Annotated in this window: 13 protein-coding genes and 1 other RNA gene; 10 read left to right on the top strand and 4 right to left on the bottom strand. The window is 67.3% G+C overall.

Annotated elements, in window-relative coordinates; translation table 11 throughout:
• Nucleotides 1-5: 5 nt before the first annotated feature.
• Entirely contained in the window at nt 6-1244 is a 1239-nt protein-coding gene (locus M4D77_RS21810; protein ID WP_259937373.1) for an acyl-CoA dehydrogenase family protein, read from the bottom strand.
• Nucleotides 1245-1277: 33 nt separating this feature from the next.
• Entirely contained in the window at nt 1278-2648 is a 1371-nt protein-coding gene (locus tag M4D77_RS21805; protein WP_259937372.1) for an acyl-CoA dehydrogenase family protein, read from the bottom strand.
• 179 nt (nt 2649-2827) lie between these two features.
• Here M4D77_RS21805 and M4D77_RS21800 point away from each other — a divergent pair, with 179 nt between their 5' ends.
• Complete coding sequence (locus tag M4D77_RS21800; protein ID WP_058253673.1) at nt 2828-3286, top strand: DUF2752 domain-containing protein; 459 nt, start codon at nt 2828-2830, stop codon at nt 3284-3286.
• A gap of 17 nt (nt 3287-3303) precedes the next feature.
• Nucleotides 3304-3963, top strand: a complete 660-nt coding sequence (locus M4D77_RS21795) for an MBL fold metallo-hydrolase (protein WP_259937371.1) — start codon at nt 3304-3306, stop codon at nt 3961-3963.
• A 145-nt stretch (nt 3964-4108) separates the two neighbouring features.
• Here M4D77_RS21795 and hisN read toward each other — a convergent pair whose 3' ends face one another.
• Nucleotides 4109-4921: a histidinol-phosphatase gene (gene hisN / locus M4D77_RS21790; RefSeq protein WP_259937370.1), complete on the bottom strand. Its 813-nt coding sequence runs from the start codon at nt 4919-4921 to the stop codon at nt 4109-4111.
• Nucleotides 4922-4940: 19 nt separating this feature from the next.
• Between hisN and M4D77_RS21785 the strand changes: the two genes are divergently transcribed.
• From M4D77_RS21785 to smpB, 7 genes are all read left to right on the top strand, one after another.
• Nucleotides 4941-5333, top strand: a complete 393-nt coding sequence (locus M4D77_RS21785; protein ID WP_259937369.1) for a hypothetical protein — start codon at nt 4941-4943, stop codon at nt 5331-5333.
• Between the two features lie 46 nt (nt 5334-5379).
• Entirely contained in the window at nt 5380-6495 is a 1116-nt protein-coding gene (gene prfB / locus M4D77_RS21780; protein ID WP_068971868.1) for a peptide chain release factor 2, read from the top strand.
• Nucleotides 6492-7448: a mechanosensitive ion channel family protein gene (locus M4D77_RS21775; protein ID WP_259937368.1), complete on the top strand. Its 957-nt coding sequence runs from the start codon at nt 6492-6494 to the stop codon at nt 7446-7448. Before prfB ends, M4D77_RS21775 begins: the two co-directional genes overlap by 4 nt.
• Nucleotides 7448-8092 (top strand): hypothetical protein, encoded by a 645-nt coding sequence (locus M4D77_RS21770; protein WP_259937367.1) that lies wholly within the window; start codon nt 7448-7450, stop codon nt 8090-8092. The genes M4D77_RS21775 and M4D77_RS21770 overlap by 1 nt, the downstream gene beginning before the upstream one ends.
• 91 nt (nt 8093-8183) lie before the next feature.
• Nucleotides 8184-8870 carry a cell division ATP-binding protein FtsE gene (gene ftsE, locus M4D77_RS21765; RefSeq protein WP_058253667.1) on the top strand — a complete coding sequence of 229 codons (687 nt, stop codon included), beginning with the start codon at nt 8184-8186 and terminating at the stop codon, nt 8868-8870.
• Between the two features lie 54 nt (nt 8871-8924).
• The gene (gene ftsX, locus M4D77_RS21760; RefSeq protein WP_058253666.1) at nt 8925-9833 is read left to right on the top strand and encodes a permease-like cell division protein FtsX; all 909 of its coding nucleotides are present in this window, start codon (nt 8925-8927) and stop codon (nt 9831-9833) included.
• 90 nt (nt 9834-9923) lie between these two features.
• Nucleotides 9924-10400: an SsrA-binding protein SmpB gene (gene smpB, locus M4D77_RS21755; protein WP_058253665.1), complete on the top strand. Its 477-nt coding sequence runs from the start codon at nt 9924-9926 to the stop codon at nt 10398-10400.
• Between the two features lies 1 nt (nt 10401).
• Here the strand turns inward: smpB and M4D77_RS21750 are convergent, their stop codons facing one another.
• On the bottom strand, nt 10402-10938 hold the full coding sequence (locus M4D77_RS21750; RefSeq protein ID WP_259937366.1) for a hypothetical protein: 537 nt from the start codon (nt 10936-10938) through the stop codon (nt 10402-10404).
• Between the two features lie 207 nt (nt 10939-11145).
• Here M4D77_RS21750 and ssrA point away from each other — a divergent pair.
• Nucleotides 11146-11519, top strand: a transfer-messenger RNA (tmRNA) gene (gene ssrA, locus M4D77_RS21745).
• Nucleotides 11520-11524: the final 5 nt, after the last annotated feature.

Genomic DNA, 11524 nt, shown 5'->3' with positions numbered 1-11524 from the left:
GATGATCACTTGAGTTCGGCGCTGCTCTTGTTCAGCACCCGCCGGGCGATGATCAGATTCTGGATCTGCTGGGTCCCCTCGAAGATGTCGAGGATCTTGGAGTCGCGTGCCCATTTCTCCACCAGCAACCGCTCCGAGTAGCCGAGGGTGCCGGTGAGTTCGACGACCTTGTTGGTGACGTCGGTGGCGGTGCGGCCTGCCTTCGCCTTGGACATCGACGCCTCGGTCGAGTTCGGCTGCTTGTTGTCGGCCATCCAGGCGGCCCGCATGGTGTGCAGGTACGCGGCCTCGAAATCAGCCTCCATGCGCAGGAATTCGGCAGCGGCGGCGTGCTGGTCGGCGGCAGGCCGATCGTAGTCGACCTCGATGCCGGCCTCGTCGAGAATCGCGCGCAGTTCCTCGAGCGCGGCACGGGTCACGCCGACGGCCATGCCGGCCACCAGCGGACGGGTGTTGTCGAAGGTCTGCATGACCCCGCCGAAGCCCTTCTTGGTGTCGACCTCGGGTGAGCCGAGCAGGTTCTCCTTCGGGATCCGGCAGTTCTCGAAGCGGATCGCCGCGGTGTCGGAAACCTTGATGCCCAGCTTGTGCTCGAGGCGTTCGACGGTGACACCCGGATGGGTACGCGGCACCACGAAGCTCTTGATGGCGGCGCGGCCGGCGCTCTTGTCGACGGTCGCCCAGACGACGATGTGGGTGGCGCGCGATCCCGCTGTCACGTAGATCTTCTCGCCGTTGATGACGTACTCGTCGCCGTCGAGGGTGGCGGTGGTCGACACGGCGGCCGAATCGGAGCCGAAGCCGGGCTCGGTGATGGCCATGGCCGCCCACACCTTGCCGAAGCGCTCGAGCTGCTCATCGGTCGCCACCGCGGCGATCGCCGAGTTCCCCAGTCCCTGATAGGGAATCGAGAGCATGAGGCCGACATCGCCCCAGGAGGTCTCCATCACGTTGACGACGGACTGCATGTTGCCGCCGTTGACCACGGCGCCCTCGGCCTTGGGCGCGCGGTTGGATGATTCAGCTTTCTTCTGTTGGCTACGTCCGCCGTCGGCGCCCGCACCGGCCTGTCCGGTCTCGGACAGACCGTCGTACAGGCTGGCGAGGGTGTCGAGTTCGACGGGGTAGTCGTGCTCGCGCAGGTCGTACTTGCGCGAGATGGGCCGGAAGATCTCCGCGGCCGCCTGATGGGCCTGGTCGACGGTGACGCGCAGCTTCTTCGGGAGTTCGAGATTGATGCTCATGAGAGGTTCTTTCGCTACGTTCGCACAACGCGGTCAGAGGACGACGATGCCTTCGCCGATGCCGGCACCGCGGAGATCGCGGTACCAGCGCTCGACGGGGTGTTCCTTGGTGAAGCCGTGGCCGCCGAGCAGCTGGACGCCGTCGAGGCCGATCTGCAGCCCCTTGTCGATGGTCAGCTTGCGCGCCAGTGCGGCTTCGCGGGCGAAGGACAGACCCTGCTCGGCGCGCGCGGCACCGCGCAGCGTGACGAGGCGGATCGAGTCGACCTCGGTCGCCATCGTGGCGACCATGAAGGCCACCGCCTGACGGTTGGAGATCGGCTCGCCGAACGCCTCGCGCTCGTTGACGTAGGGGATCACGTAGTCGAGGACGGCGCGTGCGGTGCCCGCGGCCAGCGCCGACCAGCCCAGCCGGGACAGGCGAACGACGTCGCGGTACGCCGACGTCGCGGCGTCGGCCTCGCCGCCGATGATGGCGGTCGCCGGTACGGCGACGTCCTGCAGCAACAGACGACCCATGCCCGCGGCGCGCACGCCCATGCCCGGATCGGCCTCGACGATCAGGCCCTTGCTGTCGGATTCGACGATGAAGAGGGCCGGCTTGCCGTCGAGCTGGGCGCTGACGATGAACAGTTCCGACGAGCCGGCGGCCGGGACGAAGGACTTGACACCGTTGAGGCGGAACCCGCTCGGCACGCGAGTTGCCTTGGTGCTCAGCGAGAAGGCGTCGAACAGCGGACGCGGCTCGGCGATGACGACCGCGGACTGGGGCACGTTTTCCCCGGCGAAGTCGGGCAGGTAGGTGCGCTGCTGCTCGTCGGTGCCGAAGTTGGTCAGGGTGGTGGCCACGCCACTCGGCGCGAGGAGCGGAAGCGCCAGGCCCATGTCGCCGTAGGCCATCGCCTCGGCGACGAGCGCGTTGGTCACGACCCCGCGCTCGGAGGCGGCGCCCTCGAACTCCTCGGGGACGTTGATCATGGTGATGCCGAGCTCGGCGGACCGCTTGACCAGGTCTTCGGGGGCCGCCGCGGCGGCGTCGGCGTCGTGTGCGGCCGGACGCAGGAGCTCGGTGGCGAACTCCTTCACCGTCTCGGCGATCATCTGCTGTTCGTCGTCGGGGGTGAGGTTGAAGTAGTCCTTGGGCGTGCTGGTGAGGCGCTTCGCCTGGCCCGAGCCCCCGCCCTGGGCGGCCTTGAACGCGCGGTTCGCCGCCCCGAGGGTCTGGAATCCGGTCTTGGTGCCCTGGTAGGCGATGCGGTTGATCGGTTCGCGGATCTTGTACTTCTCGGCGAACTCGGAGCCCGTCACCGTGGTCAGGACGCGCATCGCGGTGCCGATGAAGTTGCGCGGGTGCGGGTTGCGGCCGACTGCGGAGGTGTCGCGCGGTTCGGTGTGAGTTGTCATGATCACCAGCCGTTTCTTTCCAGTCGCCCCGGTGGGGGTCTGTGCGTGGATCCACGTGTGGGTGGAGGGTCGATGCGACCTATCTTACTCGGTAGTAAGTCCATACCTTACTTCGGAGTAAGAAGTTTGTCACGCACTTGCCCGACACCACCGTTCCCCACACCCGCTACGCTGGCCGCATGACCCTCGATCACCGCCGCGAACAGGGCTTATCAGGCACTCAGGTGGTGGGCGCGACGACCGTCGCGGTGGTCGGTGCCGCCGCGCTCGGCGCCGCGTGTGTGTTCAGTCCGAGTGGTGTGGAGAGCGGACCGCCGCTGTGTCCGTTCGCGGTGATGACCGGCCTTCCGTGTCCCGGCTGCGGACTCACCCGGAGCTGGGTTGCCTTCATGCACGGCGACGTCGGGTCCGCGTTCACCTTCAATGCCTTCGGTCCGGTGTTCCTGGTGCTGACCGCGGTGACCGTCGTCGCGGCGACGGTCACCCTGGTGCGCCGTCGCGGGGCGCCGCTCGCCGGCTGGCGCGACCGCGTGCTCGGACCCGTCGGCGCCGTCCTGCTGGGGGTGTGGCTGACCTACGGTTTCGTGCGAATCCTCGACGCCGCGTTCGGGTGGGGGTTCTTCCCGGTCGTCGTGTGAACGGGCACAGTGGAGTCATGCAGATCACCCACTTCGGCCATTCCTGTCTGCTCGTCGAGATCGACGGGACCAAGGTGCTCTTCGACCCGGGAAACTTCTCCCACGGTTTCGACGGCCTCAGCGGTCTCGACGCCATCCTGATCACCCACCAGCATCCCGACCACTGCGACGTCGCGAAGCTCCCCGACCTCGTCGCCGCGAACCCCGACGCGATCCTCTACGCCGATCCCCAGACGACCAAGCAGCTCAACGACGACGACGTGGCCGGCGTGTGGACGGCCGCGCGCAGCGGGGACCAGATCGAGATCGGTTCGCTCACCGCGCGTTTCACCGGCGGCCGGCATGCCGTCATCCATCCCGAGATCCCGGTCATCGACAACGTCGCCTATGTCCTCGGGACCGCCGACGAGCCGGGCCAATTCATGCATCCGGGGGACTCGTTCTACATCCCGTTCGAGCATGTCGACGTCCTCGCGCTGCCGTCGGCCGCGCCGTGGATGAAACTCAGCGAATCGGTCGACTACCTGCGGGCGATGGCCCCGCGCGTCGCCGTCCCCATCCATCAGGCGGTCCTGTCCGATGCCGGCAGCGGTATCCACTACGGGCGACTCGCGGACATGAAGGACGACGCGACCGAGTTCACGGTGCTGGAGAAGGAGAGCGCCACGCAGGTGTGACCCCTCCGGTCCCTGAGGAGCGAGCTCGGGAGCGGGCTCCCTCCGGTCCCTGAGGAGCGAGCTCGCGAGCGGGCTCCCTTCGGTCCCTGAGGAGCGAGCTTGCGAGCGGGCTCCCTCCGGTCCCTGAGGAGCGAGCTCGCGAGCGTCACGAAGGGTCGACGCGCAGCGCCCTCAGCACCTCGTCGTGCAGCAGTCCGTTGCTGGCGATCGCACTGCCGCCGGCGGGTCCGGGCGTGCCGTCGAGGGCGGTGAAGCGTCCGCCTGCCTCGCGGACCAGGATGTCGAGCGGCGCCAGGTCCCACAGCGAGACCTCGGGTTCGGCGGTCACGTCGACCGCACCTTCGGCGACGAGACAGTAGTTGAAGAAGTCGCCGTAGCCGCGTACGCGCCACACCCGGTCGGTGAGGTCGATGAACTTCCCGCGGATGCCGCGATCGGCCCAGCCGGACAGGCTCGAGAACGCGAGGCTCGCCGACCCGAGGTCGGCCACTCCGGACACCGACACGCGTCGGACATCCTCGTCGTCGAAGCGCACGTGCGCACCGAGACCTGTTGCCGCCCACCAGCGTCGGCGAAGTGCCGGTGCCGAGACAACCCCGACCGTGGGCACGCCGTCGATGAGGAGTGCGATCAGCGTGGCCCATACCGGGACGCCGCGGACGAAGTTCTTGGTCCCGTCGATGGGATCGACGACCCACTGCCGCCCGGAGAGCGCGGCGTCGCCGCCGAACTCCTCACCGAGCACGGTGTCGGCGGGGCGACGGGCCGAAAGGCGTTCGCGGATCAGGGTTTCGCACGCCAGGTCGGCATCGGACACCGGTGTGAGATCCGGCTTGTCGTCCACCTTCAGATCCACGGCGCCGAAGCGGTCCATGGTGAGCGCGTCGGCGGAGTCGGCGAGCGAGAGCGCGAGCTCGAGGTCATCGCTGAACGTCGTCGGACCGGGAGGGACGGACATGCCCGGTAGGGTAGCTGTCATGGTGCTGACCGTGACGTTCACCCTGTTGATCGTGGCTCTCGTGGTGGTGCTGGTGGTGCAGTGGCAGCGCGGCCGCAACCCGCAGCCGATGTCGGCGGCCAAGGCCTCCCAGTTCGTACAGGGCACGTTCACGGTCGTCGGGGTCTCCGACCGCGACGACGAGCCGACCAAGAGTGCGGCCGACAAGGACGGAAACCGGTTCTGCACAATCTCCGGGACGATCGTCGGTCCCGAGACCAGTCCGACCGAGGTGTACGGGACGCTCGTGCTGGGCGCGGGCGACCCCTGGCCGCAGGTCGGCGACGATCTGCCGGTCCTCTACAAACCGCAGAAGGCCGCGACGTCGTGGCGGTTCGGGGTGATGCCCGAAGCCGGTCCCGGCCCTCTGTAGATCCGCCGGCCGCTGACGCGCCCGACTGTCGGTACTCTGGATAACCGTGCATCCCGACGTGACCGCAGACCTCGACTCCCTCGACGCCACCTTGACCACCGTGGAGAAGGTGCTCGATCTCGAGGAGCTGCGTCGTCGCATCGACGAACTCGAGATGCAGGCGTCGGACCCGGACCTGTGGAACGACCAGGACCACGCCCAGAAGGTGACCAGCGAGCTCTCGCACGCGCAGTCGGAGTTCCGCAAGGTCTCCGAGTTGCGCCAGCGCCTCGAGGATCTACCCGTGCTCTACGAGCTCGCCGAGGCCGAAGAGGGTGACGACAAGACGGCTGCGCTGGCCGACGCCGATGCCGAACGTGAGAGCCTGCGGACCGACATCGAGGCGATGGAGGTCAAGACGATGCTCGCCGGCGAGTACGACTCGCGCGACGCCGTCGTGAACATCCGCTCCGGCGCGGGCGGCGTCGACGCGGCGGACTGGGCGCAGATGCTGATGCGCATGTACATCCGCTGGGCCGAGCAGAAGGGCTACGGCGTCGAGGTCTACGACACCTCCTACGCCGAAGAAGCGGGCCTCAAGAGCGCGACCTTCGCGGTGAAGGCCCCGTACATGTACGGCACGCTCTCGGTCGAGCAGGGCACCCACCGGCTCGTGCGTATCAGCCCGTTCGACAACCAGAGCCGCCGTCAGACATCGTTCGCCGAGGTCGAGGTGCTGCCCGTGGTGGAGACCACCGACCACATCGACGTCGACGAGAACGACATCAAGGTCGACGTCTACCGCTCGTCGGGCCCCGGCGGGCAGTCGGTCAACACGACCGACTCCGCGGTCCGGCTGACCCACATCCCCACCGGCATCGTCGTGACCTGTCAGAACGAGAAGAGTCAGCTGCAGAACAAGGCGTCGGCCATGCGCGTGCTGCAGGCCAAGCTGCTCGACCGCAAGCGCCAGGAGGAGCGCGCCGAACTCGACGCACTGAAGGGTGACGGTGGTTCGAGCTGGGGCAACCAGATGCGCTCCTACGTGCTGCACCCGTATCAGATGGTGAAAGACCTGCGGACCGGCGTCGAGGACAACAATCCGACCTCGGTGCTCGACGGGGAGCTGGACAAGTTCATCGAGGCCGGGATCCGCTGGCGGATGGCGACCGCCGAAGCGTGATCGCCTCACCCGCCGACCTCGTGCTGGCCGCTGAGCCGAGCCCGACCGAACTGCTCCTCGGTCGGGTTTACGTCTGGCTGGTCACCAGCGGCCTGGAGATCGTGATCTGGATTCTGGGCGCGGTCCTGCTGGCCCGCCTGATCCGCTGGTTCGCCGACAAATACGCCTCGCGCGTGGATTCGCGGTTCTCGACCAGCGACCTCATCGTGCAGACCGAGGACGCCAAGCATCGTCGGGCGCTGGTCGACGTCGTCGCCTGGACGCTGATCGTGGTGATCGCGATCATCGTGATCATCCACACGCTGTCGGTGTTCGGAATCCCGTTGAGCGGGTTGACCGGTCCGACCGCCGTGATCGGTGCCGCCCTCGGCTTCGGCGCGCAGCGCATCGTGCAGGACATCCTCGCCGGGTTCTTCGTGGTCGCCGAGAAGCAGTACGGCTACGGCGACGTGGTCAATCTGACCGTCACGGGCAATGCGCCGGCCGAGGGGACCGTGGAAGACGTGACCCTGCGGGTGACCAAGCTGCGTACCGCGGAAGGTGAGGTCATCACCGTTCCGAACGGTCAGATCGTCAAGGCGACCAATCTGTCCAAGGACTGGGCCCGAGCCGTCGTCGACGTGCCGGTCCCGTCCGAGGCCGACATCGGGCTCGTCAACGACACACTCGACCGGGTTGGCCGGGAGTTCTACGCGCTGCCGCGATGGCACGACCTGCTGCTCGACGCGCCGTCGTCGCTCGGGGTCATCAGCCTCGAGCTCGACGCGATCACCGTGCGCATGGTGACCCGGACGCTGCCGGGCAAGCAGTTCGAGGTCGGCCGTGCGCTGCGCGTCCACATCATCCGGGCGTTGGCGCGGGAGGGGATCAACGTGCCCGCCCGCGAGGTCCGTTCCGCGGGCGGACCACCCGCCACGCACGCCGACCAGGGCAATCGGGACGGGGGAGACTGATGGCGGACTCGAACATCCCCGGCCGGAACACGCCCGGCCGCGACGGGCCCGGTGGGAACCACGCCGGTCGGCCCATCCCCGGCGCCGACGACCCGACCCAGATCATTCCGACGCAGGGGATTCCCGCGCAGGGGCCTCCCACGCAGGGGACTCCCACACAGAGCGAACCCATTCAGGGCGATCCCACCCAGAGCATCCCCCCGCAGGACCCGCCACCACAGGAGTCGCCGGACCGCTCCGACGACAGGCGGCGGCGGTTCGACTGGGGGCACGTGGCGCGGACCCGGATCCGGACCAGCACCGCGATTCTCGTCGCCGTGTTTCTGGCGTGCTGCGTGCTCTACGGGTACACCTCGCAGCGCTACGGCGTCGTCGCACCGGCACCAGCTCGGCCCGCCCCGACGACATCGCAGACGGTGGAGCCGACGTACGAGGCGCCGCCGTCCACGTCGTCGACGACCACCACCACCGAATCGTCGACCACCGAGCCCACCGGTGGCGTCGACGGAACCGAGGGCTCGTCGACGGACGGGACACAGACGCAGACCCCGAGCACCAGCCGCGACACCATCCCGGGACTGCCGGGCCTCCCGTTCCCGAATTTCGGCGGACAGACGCCGACCACCACGGTCCCGACACGCTGACCCGGCGGGGAACTCGCTGGTCACGCGGGTGGCCGAGCTGGGGCGTCGTGCCTGAACGCACTCTCAGGAGTCGTCGTTACACTGGCACATCGTGATCAAGCTGGAGAACGTCACGATGCAGTACAAGGCGTCCAGTCGACCCGCTCTGCGAGATCTGAGCTTCGAGGTCGACAAGGGGGAGTTCGCGTTCCTGATCGGTCCGTCGGGATCGGGTAAGTCGACGTTCTTCCGTCTGCTCCTCAAGGAGGACCGCCCGACGAGCGGCGAGGTGTACCTCGGGGAGTTCCACGTCAACCGACTGAAGGCGCGCAGCGTGCCGAAGCTGCGGCAGTCGATCGGGTGTGTGTTCCAGGACTTCCGTCTGCTCCAGAAGAAGACGGTGGCCGAGAACGTCGCGTTCGCGCTCGAGGTGATCGGCCGGCCTCGCTCCACCATCCAGCGTGTGGTGCCGGAGGTGCTCGAGTACGTCGGCCTCGAAGGCAAGCACGATCGCATGCCGAACGAGTTGTCGGGCGGCGAGATGCAGCGCGTGGCCATCGCCCGCGCCATCGTGAACCGTCCGCTGGTGCTCCTGGCCGACGAGCCCACCGGCAACCTCGATCCCGAGACCAGCGAGGAGATCGTCGACGTCCTCGACCGGGTCAACCGCCGCGGCACCACGGTGGTGATGGCCACCCACGACCGGCACATCGTCGACGCGATGCGACGACGGGTTCTCGAGTTCGACAGCGGTCAACTCGTCCGCAACGACCCGCAGGGCGTGTACGGAATCGGCTGACGCGCAGCCCGACCCGACACACTTCCCCGAGACCCAAGGACTGTCTGAGCAGACATGCGAGCGAATTTCATCATCAGCGAGGTTCTCCACGGACTCCGCCGCAACGCGACCATGACCATCGCGATGATCATCACCACCGCGATCACGCTGGGAATGTTCGGCGGTGGGCTCCTGGTGATCCAGATGGCGGACAAGAGTCAGCAGATCTTCCTCGACCGGGTGGAGATGGAGTTCTATCTCAATCCCGAGGTGACCGAACGCGATCCGCAGTGCGAGTCCGACCCGTGCGCCCAGCTTCGCCGCGGGCTGGAGAACGAACCCGGCGTCACCTCGGTGACCTACCTCGACAAGGACGAGGCCTTCAAACGCGCGAAGGAGATCTTCGCGAACAACCCCGATCTCGCCGAGAACATCGTCGAGGGCACGCTGCCGGCCTCGCTGCGCGTGCGGGTGTCCGATCCCGGCCAGTTCGACGCGGTGCTCACCAAGTACGCGACGCGGAAAGACCTGGGGGTGGACGCCTTCAAGGACGACCGCAAGCTCGTGCAGCGGATCTTCAGTGTCCTCGACGGCGTCCGCAACGCGACCTTCGCCATCGCTTCGGTCCTGGCGATCGCCGCCATCCTGTTGATCATCAACACAGTTCAGGTCGCGGCGTTCACCAGACGAACCGAGGTGTCGATCATGCGCCTCGTCGGCGCGACCCGCTGGTACACCCAGTTACCGTTCCTGCTCGAGGCGGTGGTGTCGGCCTTTGTCGGCTCGATGCTGGCCATCGGCGGTCTGCTGCTGGCCAAGAAGTTCTTCTTCGACAACGCGTTACGCGAGTTGTACGGGGTCAGCTTCTTCGCCCGGATCGAGCTGACCGACGTACTGTTCGTCGCACCGTGGCTGGTGCTCGGCGGAATTGTGTTGGCGGGTGCGACCGCATATGTCACGCTTCGTGTCTATGTCCGGGAATGATCGGTCCGTCCGGGCGGTTCGGATTGTCGGCTATCGGCAACCGGTCGGTCACCAACAGGGCGATCGACCACACTACGAGGAGGTGAGTGCATGCCGAAGGAAAAGGGACGCAATGTGATCGCGTCCAACCGCAAGGCGCGGCACAACTACGCCATCCTCGACGTCTACGAGGCCGGCGTCGTCCTGGTCGGCACCGAGGTGAAAAGCCTGCGGGCGGGCAAGGCCTCGCTGGTCGACGCGTTCGCGACGATCGACGACGGCGAGGTGTGGCTTCATGCCCTGCACATCGCCGAGTACGGCAACGGCTCCTGGACCAACCACTCGGTCCGCCGCAAGCGCAAACTGCTGATGCACCGACGCGAGATCGACAACCTCGTCGGCAAGATCCGCGACGGCAACCTCACGCTGGTGCCGCTGTCGATGTATTTCAACGACGGCAAGGTGAAGGTCGAGCTCGCGCTGGCCCGTGGCAAGCAGGCGCACGACAAGCGCCAGGACATCGCCAAGCGGACCGCTCAACGCGAGGTCGAACGTGAGGTCGGCCGCCGCGTGAAGGGCATGGGCTGACTCAGGCGCCGGTGTCGGCCTGGCCCTGTTGCTCAGTCGGCGTTCCCGGCGACGTGTTCGGTCCGTTCTGGTCGTCGGATTCGGAGCCGCTCTCGCCGTCTCGGTTCTGTCGGCCTGGCAGACCGCCCATCCCGGGTCCACCCATCCCGGGTCCACCCATCTGGGGACCGCCGCCCATCCCGGGCCCGTTGCCGCTTTGCTGCCAGACGGCTGCCGGCGAAGGCCGCTCGGGCGTCGAGTTGTCCCCGGTGATGTAGCCGGCGCCGAAGCCGAGTGCGCCCGCGACGATGGCCAGCCCGGCTGCACCGGCGATCAGGGCCGACCGGGCCGGTGCGGTCTTCGGGGCCACCGGGCTGGGTTCGCTGACCGGGCCGCGTGAATCGGGTGAGTCGCCCGCGCCGATGACCTCGTGGGAGTTCGCTCCCGGAGTCGGCTCCGAGTTGATCGGTGTGGTCGCGGCGTCGTCAGATGCCGTGGGTGCCGGCGGGGCGGGGGAGGTGCTGTCGGGGTCGTGTCCGCCAGGGGTCGGGGGCGTCATGTCGGTCTCGCTCTCTCCGGTCGGCCGAGTCCGTCCTCGGCTCACGAGGTCTCCACGATCCCGGCGGTGTCTTGGTCGACGCTGTCGGTCAGCTGTGAATGCGCTGGTGATCGCGGCGAGCGGTAGGCGACCGGTAATGGGAATGAACTCTGAGTGACGAGTTGTTAGACTGAAGTGCTCGCTGACTCCGGTCGGCGGGTCCTACTCGGGGCTGATCGGTTTCGACTTCGTGCGTCGAGATAGGGGAAGCGTGTCGGTGCAGGCTGGAGACCACCGTGAGCGTCGCAGCAACCAATTAAGCGCCGATTCCAATCAGCGCGACTACGCCCTCGCTGCCTAAGTAGCGCCGGCTAGTCTGTCGGCCCGGGTTATGCTCCCAGACCCGGTTGCCGGCATCATCCATGGGAGCTCACCGTCCTCGCCGGTCGCGGGTGAGGTCGGAACATCAAACAGCGACTGGGATCGTCATCTCGGCTTGTTCGCGTGACCGAGAGATCCGAGTAGAGACATAGCGGACTGCACACGGAGAAGCCCTAACAACACGACGGAGGACCCGGGTTCAATTCCCGGCAGCTCCACGAGAAGG

Source organism: Gordonia sp. p3-SID1431 (assembly GCF_025143765.1).
Classification (GTDB): Bacteria; Actinomycetota; Actinomycetes; order Mycobacteriales; family Mycobacteriaceae; genus Gordonia; species Gordonia hongkongensis.
Note: the sequence above shows the minus strand (reverse complement) of the source record. Positions and strands in the feature narration are given on the sequence as shown.